General features: G+C 66.3%; 21 protein-coding genes. 6 read left to right on the forward strand and 15 right to left on the reverse strand.

Annotated features, from left to right (window positions below):
* Nucleotides 1-29: 29 nt before the first annotated feature.
* The 8 genes from E6C48_RS10750 to E6C48_RS10785 all read right to left on the reverse strand — a co-directional run bounded on the left by E6C48_RS10750 (nucleotide 30) and on the right by E6C48_RS10785 (nucleotide 7556).
* Nucleotides 30-911, reverse strand: coding sequence for a F0F1 ATP synthase subunit gamma (locus tag E6C48_RS10750; protein WP_136356972.1), 882 nt, complete (start codon nucleotides 909-911; stop codon nucleotides 30-32).
* 43 nt (nucleotides 912-954) lie between these two features.
* On the reverse strand, nucleotides 955-2484 hold the full coding sequence (gene atpA / locus E6C48_RS10755; RefSeq protein ID WP_136356974.1) for a F0F1 ATP synthase subunit alpha: 1530 nt from the start codon (nucleotides 2482-2484) through the stop codon (nucleotides 955-957).
* On the reverse strand, nucleotides 2484-3044 hold the full coding sequence (locus E6C48_RS10760) for a F0F1 ATP synthase subunit delta (protein WP_136356976.1): 561 nt from the start codon (nucleotides 3042-3044) through the stop codon (nucleotides 2484-2486). The genes atpA and E6C48_RS10760 overlap by 1 nt, the downstream gene beginning before the upstream one ends.
* A gap of 235 nt (nucleotides 3045-3279) precedes the next feature.
* Complete coding sequence (locus E6C48_RS10765; protein ID WP_136356978.1) at nucleotides 3280-3675, reverse strand: AGROH133_08824 family phage infection protein; 396 nt, start codon at nucleotides 3673-3675, stop codon at nucleotides 3280-3282.
* 94 nt (nucleotides 3676-3769) lie between these two features.
* Nucleotides 3770-4240: an SRPBCC family protein gene (locus E6C48_RS10770; RefSeq protein WP_136356980.1), complete on the reverse strand. Its 471-nt coding sequence runs from the start codon at nucleotides 4238-4240 to the stop codon at nucleotides 3770-3772.
* Nucleotides 4237-4575: an ArsR/SmtB family transcription factor gene (locus E6C48_RS10775; protein ID WP_136356982.1), complete on the reverse strand. Its 339-nt coding sequence runs from the start codon at nucleotides 4573-4575 to the stop codon at nucleotides 4237-4239. Before E6C48_RS10775 ends, E6C48_RS10770 begins: the two co-directional genes overlap by 4 nt.
* Before the next feature lie 13 nt (nucleotides 4576-4588).
* Nucleotides 4589-5269 (reverse strand): glutathione S-transferase family protein, encoded by a 681-nt coding sequence (locus tag E6C48_RS10780; RefSeq protein WP_136357214.1) that lies wholly within the window; start codon nucleotides 5267-5269, stop codon nucleotides 4589-4591.
* A 103-nt stretch (nucleotides 5270-5372) separates the two neighbouring features.
* Entirely contained in the window at nucleotides 5373-7556 is a 2184-nt protein-coding gene (locus tag E6C48_RS10785; RefSeq protein WP_136356984.1) for a primosomal protein N', read from the reverse strand.
* 90 nt (nucleotides 7557-7646) lie between these two features.
* Here E6C48_RS10785 and fsa point away from each other — a divergent pair, with 90 nt between their 5' ends.
* Nucleotides 7647-8303, forward strand: coding sequence for a fructose-6-phosphate aldolase (gene fsa / locus E6C48_RS10790; RefSeq protein WP_136356986.1), 657 nt, complete (start codon nucleotides 7647-7649; stop codon nucleotides 8301-8303).
* Nucleotides 8304-8374: 71 nt separating this feature from the next.
* Here the strand turns inward: fsa and lptE are convergent, their stop codons facing one another.
* Nucleotides 8375-8953 (reverse strand): LPS assembly lipoprotein LptE, encoded by a 579-nt coding sequence (lptE, locus tag E6C48_RS10795; protein ID WP_136356988.1) that lies wholly within the window; start codon nucleotides 8951-8953, stop codon nucleotides 8375-8377.
* Nucleotides 8940-11567 (reverse strand): leucine--tRNA ligase, encoded by a 2628-nt coding sequence (gene leuS / locus E6C48_RS10800; protein ID WP_136356990.1) that lies wholly within the window; start codon nucleotides 11565-11567, stop codon nucleotides 8940-8942. The genes lptE and leuS overlap by 14 nt, the downstream gene beginning before the upstream one ends.
* A gap of 118 nt (nucleotides 11568-11685) precedes the next feature.
* Here leuS and E6C48_RS10805 point away from each other — a divergent pair, with 118 nt between their 5' ends.
* Nucleotides 11686-12348, forward strand: coding sequence for a YggS family pyridoxal phosphate-dependent enzyme (locus E6C48_RS10805; protein WP_136356992.1), 663 nt, complete (start codon nucleotides 11686-11688; stop codon nucleotides 12346-12348).
* Nucleotides 12349-12352: 4 nt separating this feature from the next.
* On the opposite strand, the gene E6C48_RS10810 is transcribed toward E6C48_RS10805, so the two are convergent.
* Together E6C48_RS10810 and E6C48_RS10815 are read right to left on the reverse strand one after the other, a co-directional pair.
* A complete protein-coding gene (locus tag E6C48_RS10810) occupies nucleotides 12353-13456 on the reverse strand; it encodes a DUF2235 domain-containing protein (RefSeq protein ID WP_136356994.1) in 1104 nt (367 codons plus the stop codon).
* A 94-nt stretch (nucleotides 13457-13550) separates the two neighbouring features.
* Nucleotides 13551-13823, reverse strand: a complete 273-nt coding sequence (locus E6C48_RS10815) for an usg protein (RefSeq protein WP_136356996.1) — start codon at nucleotides 13821-13823, stop codon at nucleotides 13551-13553.
* A 230-nt stretch (nucleotides 13824-14053) separates the two neighbouring features.
* Between E6C48_RS10815 and acs the strand changes: the two genes are divergently transcribed.
* Complete coding sequence (gene acs, locus E6C48_RS10820) at nucleotides 14054-16009, forward strand: acetate--CoA ligase (protein WP_136356998.1); 1956 nt, start codon at nucleotides 14054-14056, stop codon at nucleotides 16007-16009.
* Between the two features lie 19 nt (nucleotides 16010-16028).
* On the forward strand, nucleotides 16029-16769 hold the full coding sequence (locus E6C48_RS10825) for an MOSC domain-containing protein (RefSeq protein WP_136357000.1): 741 nt from the start codon (nucleotides 16029-16031) through the stop codon (nucleotides 16767-16769).
* A 16-nt stretch (nucleotides 16770-16785) separates the two neighbouring features.
* Here E6C48_RS10825 and E6C48_RS10830 read toward each other — a convergent pair whose 3' ends face one another.
* Together E6C48_RS10830 and E6C48_RS10835 are read right to left on the reverse strand one after the other, a co-directional pair.
* Nucleotides 16786-17028 carry an excalibur calcium-binding domain-containing protein gene (locus tag E6C48_RS10830; protein ID WP_136357002.1) on the reverse strand — a complete coding sequence of 81 codons (243 nt, stop codon included), beginning with the start codon at nucleotides 17026-17028 and terminating at the stop codon, nucleotides 16786-16788.
* A gap of 819 nt (nucleotides 17029-17847) precedes the next feature.
* Nucleotides 17848-19239, reverse strand: a complete 1392-nt coding sequence (locus E6C48_RS10835; protein WP_136357005.1) for an aminotransferase-like domain-containing protein — start codon at nucleotides 19237-19239, stop codon at nucleotides 17848-17850.
* Between the two features lie 121 nt (nucleotides 19240-19360).
* Here E6C48_RS10835 and E6C48_RS10840 point away from each other — a divergent pair, with 121 nt between their 5' ends.
* A complete protein-coding gene (locus E6C48_RS10840; protein ID WP_136357007.1) occupies nucleotides 19361-20218 on the forward strand; it encodes a DMT family transporter in 858 nt (285 codons plus the stop codon).
* A 12-nt stretch (nucleotides 20219-20230) separates the two neighbouring features.
* Here E6C48_RS10840 and E6C48_RS10845 read toward each other — a convergent pair whose 3' ends face one another.
* Nucleotides 20231-21523: an MFS transporter gene (locus E6C48_RS10845; RefSeq protein ID WP_136357009.1), complete on the reverse strand. Its 1293-nt coding sequence runs from the start codon at nucleotides 21521-21523 to the stop codon at nucleotides 20231-20233.
* Between the two features lie 77 nt (nucleotides 21524-21600).
* Here E6C48_RS10845 and E6C48_RS10850 point away from each other — a divergent pair, with 77 nt between their 5' ends.
* Nucleotides 21601-22215: a TetR/AcrR family transcriptional regulator gene (locus E6C48_RS10850; RefSeq protein ID WP_136357011.1), complete on the forward strand. Its 615-nt coding sequence runs from the start codon at nucleotides 21601-21603 to the stop codon at nucleotides 22213-22215.
* Nucleotides 22216-22218: the final 3 nt, after the last annotated feature.

Below are 22218 nucleotides of genomic sequence, written 5' to 3' on the forward strand. Positions count from 1 at the left end.
ACGCGCGGGCCGCCGGCCCGCCGTCCGCGTTAGAGCGCCTCGGCGCCCGAAATGATTTCGATCAGTTCCTTGGTGATCTGCGCCTGGCGCTGACGGTTGTAGGTGATCGTCAGGCGGTTGATCATGTCGCCGGCATTGCGCGTGGCGTTGTCCATGGCGCTCATCTTGGCGCCCATCTCGCCGGCCGCATTCTCCAGCAGGGCGCGGAAAATCTGCACCGAGATGTTGCGCGGGATGAGGTCGGAGAGGATCTCGCCCGGCTCCGGCTCGTATTCGTAGACGGCGCCGCCGGTTCCGGCATCGGCCGTATCGGCCTGTGCCGCTGCCGGGATGATCTGCTGCGCCGTCGGGATCTGCGAGATCACCGACTTGAACTGCGAATAGAACAGCGTGCAGACGTCGAAGCCACCCTCGTTGAACAGGGAAATCACCTTGCGGGCGATGCCGTCGGCATGGGTGAAGGCGAGCTGGCGCACTTCGCGCAGGTCGACGCGGTCGATGATCTGCGAAGCGAAGTCACGGCGCAGGATATCGAAGCCCTTCTTGCCGACGCAGATGATCTTGACCGTCTTGCCTTCGGCCAGAAGCTTGCGGGCATGGTCGCGGGCCAGACGCGCGATCTGCGAATTGAAGCCGCCGCACAGGCCGCGCTCGGCCGTGCAGACGACGAGCAGATGCACGTCGTCGTTGCCGGTGCCGGTCATCAGCGCAGGCGCATCGCCACCGCCGCCGACCGCCTGGGTGATGTTGGCGAGAACCGCCCCCATGCGCTCGGAATAGGGACGCGCAGCCTCGGCCGCTTCCTGGGCACGGCGCAGCTTCGCCGCGGCGACCATCTGCATCGCCTTGGTGATCTTCTGCGTCGCCTTGACCGAGGCGATGCGGTTACGAAGGTCTTTCAGTGACGCCATGCTTCAAACTCTGTTTCCGCTTCCGATCCCTGTCCTTCGCCAATCAGGCGAAGGTCTTGGCGAAAGCGTCGATCTCGGCCTTCAGCTTGCCGCGCAGGTCGTCGGACAGCGCCTTCTCGGCGCGGATGGCGTCGAGCACGGCCTTACCGGTGGTGCGCATGTGGGTCAGCAGGCCCTGCTCGAACTTACCGACCTGCGGCAGCGTCAGCTTGTCGAGGTAGCCGTTGACGCCGGCGAAGATCACCGCGACCTGCTCTTCCGTCTTGAGCGGCGAGAACTGCGGCTGCTTCAGCAACTCGGTCAGGCGCGCACCGCGGTTCAGGAGGCGCTGCGTCGAGGCGTCGAGGTCGGAACCGAACTGCGCGAAGGCCGCCATTTCGCGGTACTGCGCGAGCTCGCCCTTGATCGAGCCGGCGACCTGTTTCATCGCCTTGATCTGTGCGGCGGAGCCGACGCGCGACACCGACAGGCCGACGTTCACGGCCGGGCGGATGCCCTGGAAGAACAGGTTCGTCTCGAGGAAGATCTGGCCGTCGGTGATCGAGATCACGTTGGTCGGGATGTAGGCCGACACGTCGTTGGCCTGCGTCTCGATGACGGGCAGCGCGGTCAGCGAACCGGCGCCGTTGTCGTCGTTGAGCTTGGCGGCGCGCTCCAGCAGGCGCGAATGCAGGTAGAAGACGTCGCCCGGATAGGCTTCGCGGCCCGGCGGGCGGCGCAGCAAGAGCGACATCTGGCGGTAGGCGACGGCCTGCTTGGACAGGTCGTCATAGCCGATGAGGGCATGCATGCCGTTGTCGCGGAAATATTCGCCCATGGTGCAGCCGGCGAACGGCGCCAGGAACTGCATCGGCGCCGGGTCGGACGCGGTGGCCGCCACGACGATGGAGTATTCGAGCGCGCCGCGCTCCTCCAGCACCTTGACGAACTGCGCGACGGTCGAGCGCTTCTGGCCGACGGCGACATAGACGCAGTAGAGCTTTTCCTTGTCCGGGCCGGTCTCGTGCACCGACTTCTGGTTCAGGATGGTGTCGAGGATGATGGCGGTCTTGCCGGTCTGGCGGTCGCCGATGACCAGCTCGCGCTGGCCGCGGCCGACCGGGATCAGCGCGTCGATGGCCTTGAGGCCCGTCGACATCGGCTCGTGCACCGACTTGCGCGGAATGATGCCGGGCGCCTTGACGTCGACGCGGCGGCGCTCGGTCGCCTTGATCGGGCCCTTGCCGTCGATCGGGTTGCCGAGCGCGTCGACGACGCGGCCGAGCAGGGCGGGGCCGACCGGCACTTCGACGATGGCGCCGGTGCGCTTGACGGTGTCGCCTTCCTTGATGTCGCGGTCGTTACCGAAGATGACGACGCCGACGTTGTCGGCTTCGAGGTTCTGCGCCATGCCGCGGATGCCGCCGGGGAACTCGACCATCTCGCCGGCCTGGACGTTGTCGAGGCCGTAGACACGAGCGATGCCGTCGCCGACCGACAGCACCTGGCCGACTTCGGAGACCTCGGCCTCCTTGCCGAAGTTCTTGATCTGATCCTTCAGGATCGCGGAGATTTCAGCGGCGCGAATGTCCATCAGCCGACCTCTTTCAGTGCAAGCTTGAGCGAATTGAGTTTAGTCTTGAGCGACGTGTCGATCTGGCGCGAGCCCATCTTGACGACCATGCCGCCGAGCAGCGAGGGATCGACGGTGACAGCGATCGAAACGTCCTTGCCGGCGACGCTCTTGAGCGTGGCCTTGAGTTCCGTCTGCTGCGCGGGCGTGAGCGCATGGGCCGACGTGACTTCCGCGGAAGCCTCGCCGCGATGTTCGGCGGCGATGCGGCGGAAGGCCTTGATCATGCCCGGCACGGCGAACAGGCGCCGATTGCGGGCGGCGACGCGCAGGAAGTTGCCGACGAGGCCGGTGATCTTGGCGCGGTCGGCGATGGTGCCGATCGCCTTTTCCTGGCCGTCGGCGGTGAAGACGGGGCTGTTGATGAGGCGCCTGAGGTCGTCGCTCGCTTCGAACATCCGCTCGAAGCTGGCGAGGTCGGCCTCGACCTTGGAAACCGAATTGGCGTCGAGCGCGAGGTCGAACAGAGAGCCTGCGTAGCGCTCTGCGACACCGGAAACTGGCGAGGAGGACTGGGCCACGGTCCGTCTTTTCTCTCAACTGACAGGCCGCAGATTGTTGGCGCGAGTAAAAACTCTGGCTAAATCTTTGACCTTGCTAAATTTATTTCAAGCACAAGGGAGCGGCTTCCGCATCCCCCGGCCGAAAGTCGCCTGCCGTCTAGCACACGGCTTTGCCGACCGCAATGCGTCTGCTGGCATGGTTTTTTGCACTATTGTCGCATGCATGCCGATGCCCTTGCGGAAGGCGGGCCGCTCAGGGCACGAAACCGAGGGCGAAGGCGAGCGGCAGGGCGGCCAGGACGAGGTCGACGACGATGGCGCCCCAGTTGTAAGGCGTGTTGGCGCCGTCCGACATCATGCCGAGCAGCCGGCCGAAGGCGCTGAACGCCCAGGAGAAGCCGAGCGCCATGTAGAGCAGCGGCTGTGCGAGCAGCAGACAGCACAGGCCGACGCCAAGATAGAAGCCGGCGACGCGCGAGCGCCCCTCGGCCACCGCCTCCGGTTTCTCGGCCTTGGCCTGCAACCGCACCGCCCGGAAAGCGAGGCCGGGCGCGAGGAAGAAGAACAGGCCGAGCAGCACGGTGACGACGGCGCTCGACCACGCCAGCCATTCGCCCTGGCTCATCGGCCAGGGAAAGGAAAACTCCATCGCCAGTCCCCTCTGCGATCTGCGTCTTCTGCGGTTTGCGCATTGAAGGCGGCGGGGCGGTGAAGTCAAGCGGCGAGGGGGAAGTGCCGCCCGTTCAATGCACGCCGGAGATGTCCATCGCGATGGCGTCGATCAGCCGGTCGAAGCCCGTCCCGGTGCCGGCGATGCGCATTTGCATCGCCTCGGCGCCAGCGAGGAAGGCCATCTGCTCGGTGTAGAGCATGCGCGTGCCGCTGCCGCCGGGACGGAATTCGACGGTCGCCAGCGAGGCCGAGACGCGCGCGCCGGCCGAACTCATCTCGAAGGCGTAGATGATGCGGTGCCCGGAAACGATATCGAGGTAGCAGGCGGTGAAGGTCTGTTCGATGCCCTCGGCGGTGCGCCAGCGCACCGCCTCCTCGCCTCCGGCCGTGAAATCGAAGCGGTCGTCCAGCACCGTCCAGTCGGGATGGCAATCGGTCCAGCGCCGCTTCAGCGCCTTTTCCGACCAGAAGCGGAAGGCATGGCGCGGGCTGCCCGGCAGCTCGCGCTCTATGGTGAAGGTTGTGTGCTCGACCGTACTCATCGCTCATCCTCCTCGGGCATGGCGGCCATCGCCTGCGCCAGCCGGTCGAATGCCGCATTCAGCGCCGCCTCCCGCTCGCGCATCCAGGCGCGCATCGGCGCCAGCGCTTGCGGCCGCATGGCGTAGGTGCGGGTGCGGCCGACCTTGCGGGAGACAACCATGCCGCCGTCCTCCAGTACCTTGAGGTGCTTGAGCGCCGATGGCAGGCGCATGTTCGCCGGCCCGGCCAGTTCCTTGACCGTTGCGGGACCGCGGCTCAATTGCTCGACCATGCCGCGCCGGCCGGGATCGGCCAGTGCCAAGAAAAGACGGTCGAGCGGCTGGGCTTCCTGCATCGGTCCTCCATCCTCAGTCGCGAAGAAACCGTTCCGGCATAGCATCCCGATAGGGAAACATCGAGAAGAACGGCCGCGCCTCGGTCAGCGTGCGCCTGACCGAGGGCCGCGCCAGCAGCCGCTCGAAATAGGCCGATAGGTTGGCGGCATCCGCCGGGAACGGCTGCACGATGCCGGCAAAGAACAGGCCGGGCAGCGCGGCGCAGTCGGCGAGGGTGAAGGCCTCGCCGCAAGCCCATGTCCGCTCCGCCATGCGCGCCTCGATCATCGCGTAGGCGGTATCCAGCGTCCGGCGCGCATCAGCGACGCCATGGGGATCGTTCCTGCCTTCCGGCCGGATGCGGTCGGTGACGATCTTCTGCACCGGCTGGCTGACATAGAGGTCGAAGAAACGGTCCCACAGCCGCGCCTCCAGCCGCGCCTCGGGATCGTCCGGCAACAGCGGCACCGGGCCGGGGTAGCGCTCGCCGACATATTCGATGATGACGGTGGTTTCCGCCACGATGCGATCACGGTCGCTGTCATAGAGAACCGGAATCTTGCCGACCGGCCAGCGGGCGAGGTGGTCCGCCGCTTCGCCGGGGTCCATGAGATCGACCGTCTCGGCCGTGAACGGCACCTCGTTCTCGTAGAAGGCGATCAGCACCTTGTGGCAGAACGAGGCGAGCGGATGGATGTAGAGCGTCAGGGCCATGTTGGTCTCGAAATAGTTTCTCTGCAAGGAAACTATCCCGGCGGTACCGGAGAGGCAAGAGAAAGTTTCCGTAGAAGGAAACTTTCTGGATCGCGGCATACCGTCACAAAAAGCTCTGCGGATCGATGTCGACCTGCACGCGCACCGAGCCGCGCTGTTTCGGCCCGTTCGCCAGCATGGCTCGCACAAAGGCCTGCATGTCGGAGCGCCGCTCGCCCTGCACCAGCAGGCGGAACCGGTGGCGGCCGGCAACAAGCGCCAGCGGCGCTTCGGCCGGGCCGAGGACGAAGATGTCGGCGGCCTCCGGTGCCGCGCGGCGCAGGGCGCGTGCATGGCCTTCCGCCTCGGCGCGGGTGGCGGCCGAGACGATGACGCCGGCGAGCCGGCCGAAAGGCGGCAGGCCGGCGCGCTCGCGCTCGGCGATCTCGCGCGCATAAAAGCTCTCCGCATTGCCGGAAACGATCGCCTGCATGACCGGATGGTCGGGCTGGTAGGTCTGCAACAGGCCGTGGCTCTTTTTGCCGGTGCGGCCGGCGCGGCCGGTGACCTGGCTGAGCAGCTGAAAAGTGCGCTCGGCGGCGCGCGGATCGCCGTTGGCGAGGCCGAGGTCGGCGTCGACCACGCCGACCAGCGTCATATTGGGGAAGTTATGGCCCTTGGCGACGAGCTGCGTGCCGATGACGATATCGGCGTCGCCCTTGGCGATGGCCTCCAGTTCGAGCCTGAGCCGCCGTACGCCGCCGACGATGTCGGAAGACAGAACGATGGTACGCGCCTCGGGGAAGGTCGCCACCACTTCCTCGGCGATGCGTTCCACCCCCGGCCCGCAAGCGGCGAGGTGGTCGAAGGTGCCGCATTCGGGGCAGGCTTCCGGGCGTTTTTCCGCATGGCCGCAATGATGGCAGACGAGCTGGCCGCGAAAGCGGTGCTCGACCAGCCAGGCCGAGCACACCGGGCAGCCGAAGCGGTGGCCGCAAACCCGGCACAGCGTCAGCGGCGCATAGCCACGCCGGTTGAGGAAAAGCAGCGATTGCTCGCCCTTTTCCAGCGTCGCGCCGATCTGCTCGGTGAGCAGCGGCGACAGGAAGCTGCCCTTCGCCGGCGGGGCGCGGCGCATGTCCACCGCCTTGAGGTCGGGCAGTGCCGCCTCGGCGAAGCGGCCGGACAGCACCGCATGGCGGTAGCGCCCCCGCGTGGCGTTGACGCGGCTTTCCACCGATGGCGTGGCCGAGGACAGCACCACCGGGAAGCCGCCGAGATGGCCGCGCACGACGGCCATATCGCGGGCGTTGTAGAAGACGCGGTCCTCCTGCTTGTAGGCGGGGTCGTGTTCCTCGTCGACGACGATCAGGCCGAGTTCCCTGAACGGCAGGAACAGCGCCGAGCGCGCGCCGGCCACCACCCGCACCGTGCCCTCGGCCACCTGCCGCCAGACCTTTTCGCGCATGCGGGGCGCAAGGTCGGAATGCCACTCGCCGGGCTTGGCGCCGAAGCGATCCTGGAAGCGTTCGAGGAAAGCATGGGTGAGCGCGATTTCCGGCAGCAGGATCAGCACCTGCCTGCCCTTCTCCAGCGCTTCCGCGACCGCCTCGAAATAGACTTCCGTCTTGCCGGAGCCGGTGACGCCGTCGAGCAGCGTGACGCCGAAGCCGTCCGCCGCGACGCCGGCGCGCAGCATGTCGGCCGCCACCTGCTGGTCGGGCGCCAGTTGCGGCTGCGCATAGGCGGGGTCGGGCGCGGCCACGACAGGGCGCGGCGGGATCATCACCGTTTCGAACACGCCTTGCGCCTTCAATCCGTCGATGACGGTCGAGGACACGCCGGCTGCATGCGCGAGGCCGGTGCGGGTCCAGGCCAAGCCGCCGTCCGCGGCTTCGAGCACCCGCGCGCGGGCGGCCGTCATGCGGTCCGGCAGGGCGTCGGTGCGCACGATGCCTTCCGTCCACGGCTCGGGATCGAAGGCTTCCGGCGCGCGCAACAGCATGCGCGCCACCATGCCGGGAGCCGACAGCGTGTAATGCGCCACCCAGTCGACGAAACGGCGCATCGGCCCGGCGATCGGCGGGCAGTCGAACACCTCTTCGATGGGCCTGAGCTTGCGGGCATCGACCGCATCGGCGCCGCCGTCCCAGACGATCCCGGCCACCTGCCGCGGCCCCAGCGGCACGCGCACGATCGAGCCCGGCACTACACGCATTCCTGAAGGAACCGCATAGGTGTAGGGGCGTTCCGCAGGCATGGGAACCAGCACGGGGGCGGCCGCGTCAAAAGGCGAATCTTTGCTCATCGCGCGTGACCTTGCCCCGACTTTGGTCTAGAGCAAAGCCCAACGCCGAGCGTGCCCTCCCGACACCCGGACAATTCGAAGGAGATCGTCATGAAGTTTTTCGTCGATACCGCCGACATCAAGGAGATCAAGGAACTGAACGATCTCGGCCTGCTCGACGGCGTCACCACCAATCCGTCGCTGATCATGAAATCCGGCGGCAAGATCACCGAGGTGACCAAGCAGATCTGCGACATCGTCGAAGGTCCCGTCTCGGCGGAAGTGACCGCCACCGACTACGACGGCATGATGCAGCAGGCCAAGGTGCTGTCGAAGATCGCCGACAACATCGCCATCAAGGTGCCGCTGACCTGGGATGGTCTCAAGGCCTGCCGCTCCATCCGCAACGACATGGACCGCATGGTCAACGTGACGCTGTGCTTCTCGGCCAACCAGGCGCTGCTCGCCGCCAAGGCCGGCGCCACCTTCATTTCGCCCTTCATCGGCCGTATCGACGACATGGGCATCGACGGCGTCGAACTGATCTCGGAAATCCGCACCATCTACGACAACTACGATTTCAAGACCGAGATCCTGGCCGCTTCGATCCGCACCGTGAATCACGTCAAGGAAGTGGCGATGATCGGCGCCGACGTGGCGACCGTACCGCCGGCGACGCTGAAGGCGCTGGTCAAGCATCCGCTGACCGACAAGGGCCTGGAGCAGTTCCTGGCCGACTGGGCCAAGACCGGCCAGACCATCGGCTGATCATCGAGGCGACCGGCTTTTGGGCGCGGTCGCTCCTTTCTGGGGATTCGGGCAGTGATCTGCGATGGCCGTCAGCGGGCCTTCTTCGCCAGGTCCTGCGCCAGCGCCAGACGCAATACTTCGCCGAGTTCGCGCGCTGCACGGTTCTCGGCGTCGATCTGCGCCCGGTAGTTGGCGAATTCCTGCGACGGCTTGTCGTAGGAAGACGAGATCGAGCGCGTGCCGGCGGCAACCGTCTTGCCCGTCTGGGCGTCGGTCAGCGTATAGGCCGCCGTGAGCGTCACCGTACCGGCGGTCGGCTGGTCGACATCGGTGGTAACCTGGATGGTCGCCGCGGACTGGACCAGTTCGGAGACGTTGAGCGCCAGCGAATAGGTTGGCGCGGCCGGTGCCTGCGCCCCGCCGTAAAGGCCGAAGATCAGGTTGTTGCGGACCTGCTGGGCATAGCGCGAACTCACCGGCTTGACCGCGATCGAGGCCAGCTCCGCCCTGGCGCTGACGGTCGAATTGCCGAGCGGCGCGTCGGAATAGAGCGGCCGCACCGTGCAGCCGGCGGCAAGCAACGCCGAAGCGGCGGCGCCGGCAATGGCGAGCCGGCGCAGGAATGCGCTGCCGGCGCGGTGCGATGGTTCGGCGTCAGGCAACGACATTGACGATCCTCTGCGGCACGACGATCACCTTGCGCGGCGGCTTGCCGTCCAGCGCCTTTATCATGAAATCGAGCGCCAGCACTGCTTTTTCGACGGCAGCTTGGTCTGCGTCGCGCGAGATTGTCAAATCGCCGCGCTTCTTGCCGTTGATCTGCACCGGATAGGTGACGTCGTTGTCGACCACCAGTACCGGATCGAAGGCCGGCCACGGCCGTTCGGCCACCAGCCCTTCGCCGCCCAGCGCCGCCCAGCATTCCTCGGCCAGGTGCGGCATCATCGGCGCGATCATAGCGACGAGGAAATCCAGCCCCTGCCGCACCGCCGGCAGGTCGACCGCCTTGCCGGCGGCGACCTCGGCCACCTGCGGCGACAGAAGGTTGGTCAGTTCATAGACGCGCGCCACCGCCCGGTTGAAATGCAGCCGGCCGATATCCTCGCCGACGGCCTTCAGGATCTTGTGCGCGCCCTTCGACAGCGCCGCGGCCTCGCCGCCGGACGCAGCCGCGCCCGCGACACCGGCGACGGCCGGCGCGGCTTCCGATACCAGCCGCCAGACGCGCTGAACGAAGCGGTGCGCGCCTTCGACGCCGGCCTCCGTCCAGATCACGTCGCGCTCGGGCGGCGAGTCCGACAGCATGAACCAGCGCGCCGTGTCGGCGCCGTAGCTGCCGATGATGTCGTCGGGGTCGACGACGTTCTTCTTCGACTTCGACATCTTCTCGATCGAACCGATCTCGACCGGCGTGCCGTCCGAAAGCATGAAGGCCTTGCGCGTGCCGTCGAAGTCCTCGACCTTGACTTCGGCCGGCGTCACCCAGCCGTTCCGGTTGCGATAGGTCTCGTGCACGACCATGCCTTGCGTGAACAGGCCCTCGAACGGCTCTTTCACCTCGTTCAGGTGGCCGGTCGCCTTCATGGCGCGGGCGAAGAAGCGCGAATAGAGCAGGTGCAGGATGGCATGCTCGATGCCGCCGATATACTGGTTGACCGGCAGCCAGCCGTTCGGCCCGTCGACATAGGCGAGCGTCGTCGGCGCCTTCTCGTTCCACGGGTCGGTGAAGCGGGCGAAATACCAGGACGAGTCGACGAAGGTGTCCATCGTGTCGGTGTCGCGCGTGGCCTGCTTGCCGCATTGCGGGCAGGCGACGTGCTTCCAGGTGGGGTGATGGTCGAGCGGATTGCCCGGCTTTTCGAAGGAGACGTCGGTCGGCAGTTCCACCGGCAGCGCCGAATCCGGCACCGGCACGGCGCCGCAGGCTTCGCAGTGGATGACCGGGATCGGACAGCCCCAGTAGCGCTGGCGCGAGATGAGCCAGTCGCGCAGGCGGAACTGCACCTTGCGCTCGGCTTGCGGGCGATTGCCGGCGGTGATCGCCTCGAGGCGATCGGCGACCTGATCGAAGGCCTCGCGGAAACGCATGCCGTCGAGGAAGCGCGAATTGATCATCGCGCCCTCGTCGACGACGGCTTCTTCGGTGATCTGGAATCCGTCGGCGGCGGCGCCGTCGGGCAGCACGACCGGGATGACGGGCAGGCCGTATTTATTGGCGAAGTCCAGGTCGCGCTGGTCGTGGCCGGGGCAGCCGAAGATGGCGCCAGTGCCGTAGTCCATCAGGACGAAATTGGCGACGTAGACCGGCAGCGTCCAGTCCGGATCGAAGGGATGGACGACGCGGATGCCGGTGTCGAAGCCGCGCTTCTCGGCCGTTTCCAGTTCGGCCGCCGAGGTGCCGCGATGGCGGATGTCCTCGATGAAGGCGGCGAGTTCCGGCTTGCTCTCGGCCGCCTTCTTCGCCAGCGGATGGTCGGCGGCGATCGCCATGAAGGACGCGCCGAAAATGGTGTCGGGCCGGGTGGTGTAGACTTCCAGCTCGCTCTCACCGGCCGGCGCGGTGGCGGCGTCCAGCTTCCAGCGGATCAGCAGGCCCTCGGAACGGCCGATCCAGTTGGCCTGCATCAGCTTGACCTTGTCGGGCCAGCGCTCCAGCGTGTCGAGGCTGTCCAGCAGGTCCTGGCTGGCCGAGGTGATCTTGAAGAACCATTGCGTCAGGTCGCGCTGCTCGACCGGCGCGCCGGAGCGCCAGCCCTTGCCGTCGATGACCTGCTCGTTGGCGAGCACGGTCATGTCGACCGGGTCCCAGTTGACCTTGGCCGCCCTGCGCTCGACCAGCCCGCCCTTCCAGAAGTCCAGGAACATTTTCTGCTGGTGCCGATAATAGGAGGCGTTGCAGGTGGCGATCTCGCGCGACCAGTCGAGCGACAGGCCCATCGTCTTCAGCTGGCCCTTCATCGTGGCGATGTTCTTGTAGGTCCAGTCGCGCGGGTTCACCTTGTTGTCCCGCGCCGCGTTCTCCGCCGGCAGGCCGAAGGCGTCCCAGCCCATCGGATGCAGCACGTTATAGCCACAAGCCCGGCGCCAGCGCGCCACCACGTCGCCCATCGTGTAGTTGCGCACGTGGCCCATGTGAATGCGCCCGGAGGGGTAGGGGAACATCTCCAGCACGTAGTATTTGGGCCGCGGGTCGTCGTTCTTCGTTTCGAAGAGCTTTTCGGCGTCCCAGGTCTTCTGCCACTTCGGCTCGGATGCGCGCGGATTGTATCGTTCGGTTGCCATGGGACGAATTTCACTTAAAAGCACGGGGAGGACGACCGCTGCGGTCTTCACCATGGTTTGACAGACCCGTCAACCGCAAGGCCCCGCGCCGCCGGACAAAAACACGCTGGAGCCGGACATGAACGATGCGCCCTCACGCCTTGCCGAAGTCAAGGCCAGGATCGCCGCCGCCGAGAGCGAGGCCAGGCGACCGGCCGGCGCCGTCACGCTGGTCGCCGTGTCGAAGACCTTCGATGCCGATGCCGTCCGCCCCGTCCTCACTGCCGGCCAGCGCGTCTTCGGCGAGAACCGCGTACAGGAAGCGCAAGGCAAATGGCCGGTGCTAAGGGACGAGTTTCCTGGCATTGAACTGCACCTCATCGGCCCGTTGCAATCCAACAAGGCGAAGGAAGCGGTGGCGCTGTTCGACGTCATCGAGACGGTCGACCGCGACAAGATCGCCGCCGAGCTTGCCAAGGAGATGAAGAAGCAGGGCAAGGTGCTGCGGCTCTACGTTCAGGTGAACATCGGCTCCGAGCCACAGAAGGCCGGCATCGAGCCTGCGGAGGCGGTCGCCTTCGTCGCCCGCTGCCGCGAAATCCACGGCCTCGCCGTCGAGGGGCTGATGTGCATCCCGCCGGCCGACGAGAATCCCGGACCGCATTTCGCCCTGCTGGAAAAGCTGGCTGGGCAGGCGGGCGTGGAAAAGCTGTCGATGGGCATGTCGGGCGACTACGAGACGGCGGTGGCCTTCGGCGCCACGTCGGTGCGCGTCGGTTCGGCCATCTTCGGTCACAGATAGCGTCTTAAGAGCGATAGAAGCGCTTTACACGCGGATGGCGCCTGAGCGGCACCGGCCGGTAGGGCGGCGCGTAGTGCTCGAAGCGGTCCTCGATCTTGCGGCAGAGCGGATCGATATCGACGCTCTCGCCGCGGACGCTGCGCTCGACCGGCAGCCAGAAGATGCCGAGGCCGGTGCGTTCGTCGTGCTGGCGGCCGAGCAGGTTGTCGCGCATGGTGACGGTCAGCGGAATGTGCAGGCGCGCCACGTCGCGCAGCCGCGACAGCATCCAGTCGAGCGCGAGGTCGGCCAGCAGCCAGTCGTCCTGATAGCCGCCGCCGACATCGGAATGGACGCCGGGAAACCAGACCTGCTCGATGACCTGCCCGGCGGCCCGGCCCTCCGCATCGACATCGGCCCATGGCACCGGCAGGAAAGCCTTGCGGTCCTCGTCGATCGACAGCGCCTGCAGGCCGACCGGAACGCGCACCGACAGTTCGTTGTCGTGGAACTGGTGCCGCCAGGGGTTGACCAGGTCCATGACGCCGGGCAGGCCGAGCGCCTTGACGGTATCGAAGACGCCGATCACGTCGGGCATCACCGGCGCCGCGCCGTATTTGCGTGCGAAGGCCTTGCCCGCCGCCTTGCGTTCGCTTTCGTTGCGGATCTTGTAGGCGCTCACCGCGGCTTCGGCGATGGCGCGCCGCCTTTTGGCGCCTTCGCCCTCCTTGTCGGCCGGGATCGGCGCGCCACCATCCGTCATGGCGATGCCGCAGGTCGCCAGCACGCCGCCCAGGCAGCGCACCGTATAGGCGCCGCGGCTGAAACCGAACAGGCCGATCTTCACACCCGGCCTCCAGCGCAGCATCAACGCCTCGTAGCAGTCGGCGATGTTAGCGCTGATGCCCCAGCCGGTGGCCTTGGACCACAGGTTGCGCAAGGTGCGGCCCCAGTCGTTCTCCCCTTCCTCCGGCGCGCCGAGGCCGGGATCGTAGAAGGCGTCGAGATAGATCTTGCCTTCCGCCGCGGCGAACATCTGGAAGACGTTGGTGTTGCGTACGCCGGCATCGTTGCGCACGCCGCGCTGGCCCGTACCGTCGGAAAAGATCAGGCACCAGTTATCGGGCATCGCCGCCTCGCCGCTCCACCCGCAGTCGCTCGCAGCATCATAGCCGAAGGCGCGGCGCGTTCACAGCACCCCGGTTCTGGTTACCTAGCTCCGTTCAGTGCAGCACGAACTCGCCGTCGATCTTGCGCCATTCGCTCGGCGAAATCAGCCGCTGGTGCGAATAGACGACCGAATGCAGCGGACCGTCGAGCTTCGTTTTCCAGAAATCGATGAAGGCGAACAGCGCCGGGAATTTCGGCGCCAGGTCGTAGTCCTGCCAGACATAGGTCTGCAGCAGGTGGGGGTGGTCCGGATAGTGATAGAGGATCTTCGCTGTCGTCAGGCCGTAGCCTTTCAGCAAAAGGTCCATCTCGGAATGCTCGTGCATGGCTGCCTCGTCAGCTTCGAGCCGTTCCTCCCGGTCAAAACTGTGCGCCGGGATGGTTAATCGTCGGCTAACAAGATGGGATCGCCGGTCGGGCGCCGCAACGCCTCATGCAAACCGAACGTCTAATATTGCCCTCGGGGCGGAACTGTTAATAATGCCACCGAACGCAGCGGTCCCGCCGCTGCGGCGGCCGCCTCATGCGGTCGGCTGATTGAGGAGGAATACTGGAAATGTCCGAGGTTCACGTTCACAAGGTCCAGGCGGCGTGGAAGAAGAACGCGCTGATCGACAATGAGACCTATCTGAAGTGGTACGCAGATAGCGTAAAGAATCCGGACAAGTTCTGGGGCAAGCACGGCAAGCGCATCGACTGGTTCAAGCCCTATACCAAGGTCAAGAACGCCTCCTTCACCGGCAAAGTGTCGATCAAGTGGTTCGAGGACGGACTGACCAACGTCTCCTACAACTGCATCGACCGGCATCTCAAGAAGCGCGGCAATCAGGTCGCCATCATCTGGGAAGGCGACAACCCCTATGACGAGAAGAAGGTTACCTACAACGAATTGCACGAGCAGGTCTGCCGCTTCGCCAACGTGCTGAAGAAGCACGGCGTCAAGAAGGGCGACCGCGTCACCATCTACCTGCCGATGATCCTGGAGGCGGCCTATGCGATGTTCGCCTGCACGCGCATCGGCGCCATCCATTCGGTGGTGTTCGGCGGCTTCTCGCCGGATGCGCTGGCCGGCCGCATCGAAGGCTGCCAGTCGAATTTCGTCATCACCGCCGACGAGGGCCTGCGTGCCGGCAAGCACATCCCGCTGAAGGACAACACCGACAAGGCGATCGAGATCGCGGGCAAGGCCGGCGTCAAGGTCGACAAGGTCGTCGTGGTGCGCCGTACCGGCGGCAAGATCAACTGGGTGCAAGGGCGCGACGTATGGCTGCACGAGGAAGCGGCCTCGGTGAAGCCCGCCTGCCCTCCCGAGAAGATGAAGGCGGAGGACCCGCTGTTCATCCTCTACACCTCCGGTTCGACCGGCAAGCCGAAGGGCGTGCTGCACACCACCGGCGGCTATCTCGTCTATGTGTCGATGACGCACCAGTATGTCTTCGACTACCATGACGGCGACATCTACTGGTGCACGGCCGATGTCGGCTGGGTGACCGGCCACTCCTATATCCTCTACGGCCCGCTCGCCAACGGCGCCACGACGCTGATGTTCGAGGGCGTGCCGAACTATCCGACGCCGTCGCGCTTCTGGGAGGTGGTCGACAAGCACAAGGTCAACATCTTCTACACCGCGCCCACCGCTATCCGCGCGCTGATGGGCGCCGGCGAGGAATGGGTGAAGAAGTCGTCGCGCAAGAGCCTGCGCGTGCTGGGCTCCGTCGGCGAGCCGATCAACCCGGAAGCCTGGGAGTGGTATTTCAACGTCGTCGGCGAGAAGAAATGCCCGATCGTCGATACCTGGTGGCAGACCGAGAACGGCGGCATCCTGATCACGCCGCTGCCGGGTGCGACCGACCTCAAGGCCGGCTCGGCGACCAGGCCGTTCTTCGGCGTGGTGCCGGAGATCGTCGACGGCGACGGCAAGACCATCGAGGGCGAGGGCAGCGGCAACCTGTGCATCAAGGAACCGTGGCCGGGCATGATGCGCACGGTCTTTGGCGATCATGACCGTTTCGTCCAGACCTACTTCTCCACCTACAAGGGCAAGTATTTCACCGGCGACGGCTGCCGCCGCGACGAGGACGGCTACTACTGGATCACCGGCCGCGTCGACGACGTCATCAACGTCTCCGGCCATCGCATGGGCACGGCCGAGGTGGAATCGGCGCTGGTCTCGCACGACAAGGTGTCTGAGGCTGCCGTGGTCGGCTACCCGCACGACATCAAGGGGCAGGGCATCTACTGCTACGTCACGCTTAACGAGGGCGAGACGGGCAGCGAGGCCTTGCGCAAGGACCTGATCGCCCATGTGCGCAAGGAGATCGGCGCCATCGCCACGCCCGACAAGATCCAGTTCGCGCCGGCCCTGCCGAAGACGCGCTCGGCCAAGATCATGCGCCGCATCCTGCGCAAGATCGCCGAGGACGAATTCGGCGCGCTGGGCGATACCTCGACGCTGGCCGATCCGAGCGTCGTCGACGACCTGATCGCCAACCGGCAGAACAAGCGGGCGTGAGGCGATTCGGCTGGCTGCGATGACCGATCTTGGACAGGTGGCCGGCCTGTGGCGCTATCCGGTGAGTTCGCTCGCCGGACAGCCGATGCAGGCTCTTTCCTTCGGTCCCGACGGGGCCGAAGGCGACCGCGGCTACGGGCTATTCGACGTCGCGAGCGGCATCGTCGCCGCTCCCGACCGGAATCCTGCGAAATGGGACCGGGCTCCCCGCGTCCGTACGCGGCTGTCGGAGGGCGGCGGGCTGGAAGTGAGGACGCCCGACGGCGAATGGCTGACCGCACCCGACGCGGCGAGCGATGCGGAGATCGGCGACTACCTCGGCTTCGAGGTCGCCGTGCGGCCTTACACCGACGCCGCGCCGCAGCTTGCCGACGGCTCCACCGTCGCGCCACGCTACCGCAAGGCGCCCGTGCATCTGTTGACGACCGCGTCTCTTGCTCGCCTCAAGGCATTGCATCCCGATGGCGACCCGGACCCGCGGCGCTTTCGCCCGAGCATCCTCGTCGCCATGCCAGAGGTGGAAGGCGAATTTCCCGAGTCGGCCTGGCTCGGCCGCCGGCTCGCCATCGGCGATCTGGAACTGACCGTTTCGGAACCGTGCCGGCGCTGCGGCTTCACCGTCATCGCCCAGGACGGGTTCGACAACGATCCGGGCATCCTGCGCACGCTGGTGCGCCACAACGGGCACAACATCGGCGTCTATTGCACCGTCGACCGGCCGGGACGCATCCGCGAGGGCGACACGCTGCGCTTCCTCTGAGGCCCCCCACCGCCAGTCAGCAGCCGATCTCTTTCTTGATCTTCTGAACCTGCTCCAGCGAATGGCAGACGTTTTCGCAAGGAATGCCGTCACCATCGCCGTCGGCGCGGCTGTAGCCGCCGCACCACATGACAACAGCCTCTTCGCAGGTGCTGGCCTGCTTGCAGCTCGCGGCGAAGGCGTCAGACGGCTGCGCGGCACCGACGGCGATGACCAAAAGCGCCAGTGCGATCCGGCGCGCTGACAGCGGCGGCTTCATGCGCGGTGCCCCTCCTTGCAAATCACGCTCTGGCACCCCATCATAGGGGTGTGTTCAACCAATCGAAAGGAGGTGATCCGATGTCGAGTGATTTCGTTTTCCAGAGCGTGGTCCCGGCGGATCGCCTTCACGGGGAGCAGTCTCTCCGCTGAAGCGCGTGACGCGCGGCGCTTGATCCCAAGCCTCAGGCAATCGGGATCGTGCCACGGGCCGCGCACTGGACGAAAGACACGGGAAGGCCGCCGGCTTCGCAAGAAGCGGCGGCCTTTTCGTTGTCTCCCCCGCCTCTCTACCCTCGCCTCGGGCGCCGGCCGGCGATCGCGGATCGATCGCCGCGGGACGGACCGCAAGATCCCGGCGAACCGGCGCCGAGGACGAGGGCTCTACCAAGCCTGCGCCAGCCGCTTGATGATGCGGGCGATCGCCTGGAAAGCGGCATCCGGTTCGGTGCCGCAAGCTGCCTGGTAGAAATGGACACGCCGCCGGGTTGGCGCGGCGTGGGTATGAGGTTCCTTTCGAAAGGCCCGATGCAGGAATCCGGCCGTATCGGCCCAAACACGATGCCGGAAGCTGGACCTGTCGTTAACCTATTGGTTTCATTGAACCATGCTGCGCAATATGGTGAACGATCGGTAAGCGGCCAGCCAGCCGGCATCCGCGTTTTACGAAAACCTCGCCACGATGGAACGTGTGAGTGGGTAGCGGGCCGTCAGCGTCTTGAAGCGATACAGCGCGCCCTGTGCCGGAACGGCACGTTGATGTTCGAAGCGCCGGAACGGCACGCGGGCAGGCGAAGCACTGGAAAGGCAGCGCTGGCGTCTACCGCTTCATCGCCCGTGCGAGCGCGGCCATGATGTGCGGATCGCCCGACTGCGCGACGTTGAAGCGCAGGAAATCCGGCGCCGATTGCGAGACGCTGAAGACGTTGCCCGGCGCCAGCACGACCTTGTCGGCGAGAACGGCGCGCGCAAGGTCGGCGGCATCGAACCCGCCCGGCAGGCGGCACCACAGGTAGAAGCCGCCGCGCGGCATCAGCCACGGTTCGATGCCGAGAGTTTGCAATCGCCCGGCGACGTCGCGCCGTGCCCGCGCCAGCCGCCGGCGCAGCTCCTCCATATGCTTGCGATAGAAGCCGCCGGCCAGCATGCCGGCGATCATTTCGGCGGCGACCGGGCTCGGACCGCCGAAGGCGGTGGCGACCTGCAGGTCGATCAGGCCGTCGATCCAGTCGCGCCGTGCCGCGATGTAGCCGCAGCGCACCGAGGCAGACAGCGTCTTGGAAAAGGAACCGATGCGGATAACGCGCTCCAGCCCGTCGAGCGCCGACAGGCGCGGCGAGGGCTCGGGCTCGAAATCTGCGAAGATGTCGTCCTCGACGATGGTCAGCTTATTCGCGGCGGCGATGTTGAGCAGGCGGTGCGCGGTCTGCGGCGAGAGCGTTGCGCCCGTCGGATTGTGCAGGGCGCAATTGGTGATGTAGAGGCGCGGCCGCCGCTCGGCGACGGTCGCCTCGAAAGCGGCGACATCCGGGCCGGAAGGCGTATAGGGCACGCTCGCAAGCTCGACCTGATGCGCGCGCAGCAGGGCGCGGAAATTGAAGTAGCAGGGGTCGTCCACCAGCACGGTGTCGCCCGGCGAAAGCAGGAAGCGGCAGATCAGGTCGACCGCCTGCGTGCCGGAGGCCGTCAGCATGATCTGCTCGGGAGACGCTTCGATGCCGTCCTCGGCAAGACGCCACAGCAGGAGCCGGCGCAATGCCGGCGAGCCGCGCGTGGCGCCGTAATCGGAGAGGATATGGTCGTCGGCGCGCGCCAGCGTCCGCATGGCGCGGCGCAGCGCCTCATGCGGCATCCAGTCGGCCGGCAGCCAGCCGCAACCCGGCATCAGCATCGAGGGATCGGCATCGAGCGACTGGCGCGACACCCAGAACGGATCAACGGCGCGCTCGAGCAACGGGCCGGTCTGCGCCAACGCCAGCGGCACCTGCGCGGTTGCCGCGACGTAGAAGCCGGAACCGCGCCGGGCGCGGATCAGCCCCTCGGCGGCGAGCCGGTCGTAGGCTTCGACCACCGTCGCCGGCGAGACGCCCATGGTGGCGGCGAAACGGCGAATCGAGGGCAGCCGGTCGCCGGCACCGAGCGCGCGGCCGGCGATCCGGGCGCGGATCGCCGCCATCACCGCGCCGGTGCGTGTCGCTGTCTGGTCGTTCATGTTTCAATCCGTACAGGTGATCGAACCAATACAGTTCTTCGGAATTGTATCGCATCGTCCCTGTTCGTGCCAGCGGCCCTCGGCTAGCTCTAAGGCGAAATCCGACAGAGCGGGAGGTACGATGAGAACGGCGGACGGTTGGGGCAGCGGCATGCTGGGCGTGGTGATCTTCAGCGGCTCGCTGCCGGCGACACGGGTCGCGGTGGAGGGCTTTTCGCCGCTGTTCCTGACTTCGGCGCGGGCGGTGATCGCCACGGCGCTCGGCGCGCTGTTGCTTCTGCTGCTGCGCCAGACATGGCCTCGGCGGCAGGACATCGTGCCGCTCGCCGTGGTGGCACTCGGCGTCGTGGTCGGCTTCCCGTTGCTGACGGCACTGGCGCTCCAGCACATCACGGCGGCGCATTCCATCGTCTTCGTCGGCCTGCTGCCGCTCGCCACAGCCATCTTCGGCGTGCTGCGCGGCGGCGAGCGGCCGAAGCCGGCCTTCTGGCTGTTTTCAGGCATCGGCAGCGCCACCGTCGTCGGCTTCGCCCTGTCAGGTGGTGGCTCCGGCTCGCTGGAAGGTGATCTCCTGATGGTGGCGGCGATCCTCCTGTGCGGGCTCGGCTATGCCGAAGGGGCCACACTGTCACGGCGTCTCGGCGGCTGGCAGGTCATCTCCTGGGCGCTGGCCTTGTCGCTGCCGGTGATGCTGGCGATCATGCTCGCCACCTTGCCGGCTACATGGGAGGCGATAAGCGTGCCGGCCTGGCTCGGCCTCGCCTATGTCTCGGTGTTCTCGATGCTGATCGGCTTCGTCTTCTGGTATCGCGGCCTGGCGCTGGGCGGCATCGCCGGCGTCGGCCAGCTGCAGCTATTGCAGCCCTTCTTCGGGCTTCTGCTGGCCGGCCTTTTGCTGCACGAGCCGATCGCCTGGACGATGATCGCGGCGACCGCCGTGGTGGTCGTGTGCGTCGCCTTCGCCCGCCGCTACGCCTGATATGCCGACTCGTTACGCGGTCTGCGGTTCGGGATCGAAGCTCGGCCGGTCGGTGTTGATGAGCAGCGCCAGGCAGGCGGCGATGACGCCGGTCATGCCGGCAATGACGAAGGCGAGCTGGTAGTCGCCCTGCATCTCGCGCATGACGCCGCCGAAATAGGCGGCTGCGGCCGCACCCACCTGGTGACCGGCGACGATCCAGCCGAAGACGATCGGGCCGCTGCGGTCGCCGAAGGCTTCGTTGGTGAGCCGCAGCGTCGGCGGCACGGTGGCGATCCAGTCCAGCCCGTAGAAGACGGCGAAGACGATCAGCGCCGTGCCCGAGAAGCCGGAAAACGGCAGGTAGATCAGCGCAAGGCCACGGATCGAATAATAGACGCCGAGCAGCTTGCGGGGGTCGAAGCGGTCGGTCAGCCAGCCGGAAAAGGTGGTGCCGATCAGGTCGAAGATGCCCATCAGCGACAACAGGCCGGCAGCCTGGATCTCGCCGATGCCCTGGTCGCTGCAGAAAGCGATCAGATGCGTGCCGACCAGCCCGTTGGTGGTGAAGCCGCAGATGAAGAAGGTGGCGAACAGATACCAGAACACCCGCGTGGTCGCCGCCCGCTTCAAGGTGCCCAGCGTGTGGGCGATGAAATTGCCCTGCGATGCCGGCGACACCGGCGGCACGTCGTCGGCCTCGGCGCCGAAGCGCACCGTGCCGATCGAAGAGGGCCGCTCCGGCACCAGCAGGAAAACCAGCGGGATCAGGCAAGCTGTGGCGATGGAGACGGCGAGCGCTACCGGACGCCAGCCGCCGGACTGAGCCAGCGAGGCGAGCAGCGGCAGGAAGACCAGCAGGCCGGTGGCGCTGGAGGCCGACATCAGGCCCATGATGAGGCCGCGATTGGTTTTGAACCAGCGGTTGACGACGGTGGCGCCTAGAACGGTCGCCACCGCGCCCGAGCCGATGCCGGAAAAGACGCCCCAGGTGACGACGAACTGCCAGGCCTCTGTCATGAACAGCGACAGCGCGGTCGAGCCCGACATCAGCACGAAGGCGCCGACGAGCGTGCGGCGCAGGCCGATGCGCTCCATCAGCGCGGCGGCGAAGGGGCCGGCGAGGCCGTAGAGGAAGATGCCGGTGGCGGCGCCGAAGGAGATGACGTCGCGGCGCCAGCCGAGGCTTTCCTCCAGCGGCACCATCATGACGGCCGGCGCCGAACGCAGGCCCGCCGCGATCAAAAGGCTGACGAAAATGACGCCGACGACGACGAAGGCGTAGCGCTGGCCGAAGGGACGGGATTGAGCGATGGCACTGTTCATGTTACTGACCGGTACGTTGCAATCTTTGACCGCATGACATACGTACCGGTCAGTAACATTGTCAAGCGAGCGGTGAAATGTCTGCTGACAAAAATATTGATGCGAACATCAGCGATTCGCATGCGGCGGCCCCCAAGGCGGCTGAAAAGATCCTCGGCGTGGCGCGCGAGCTGTTCTACCGCGAAGGCATCCGCGCCATCGGCGTCGACGAGATCGTCCGCAAGGCCGGCGTGACGAAACCCAGCCTCTACCGGTCCTTTCCCTCCAAGGACGAGTTGGCGGCCTCCTATCTCAGGCAATACGACCGTGATTTCTGGGCCCGTTTCGACGAATCCGTGAAACGGCATCCCGGCGATGCGCGCCGCCAGATCGTCGATTTCCTCGAGGGCGTCGGGCAACGCTCGCAGAAGAAGGGCTATCGCGGCTGCGGCATGACCAACGCGGCGGTCGAATACCCGGAAGAAGGCCATCCCGCCCGCACCGTCAGCGAGGACAACAAGAAGGAACTGCGCCGGCGCCTGCGCGCCATGGCAGCCGAGATGGGCGCGCGCGATCCCGACGTGCTGGGCGACGGACTGCTGCTCCTGATCGAGGGCGCCTACATTTCCGCGCAACTCTTCGGTCCCGGCGGGCCGTCGAAGGTGGTCGCGCGGAATGCGGATTTGCTGATCGGGGCGAGTGTGAAGAACTGAAGG

It is taken from the genome of Ollibium composti, from assembly GCF_004801285.1.
Lineage (GTDB): Bacteria > Pseudomonadota > Alphaproteobacteria > Rhizobiales > Rhizobiaceae > Mesorhizobium > Mesorhizobium composti.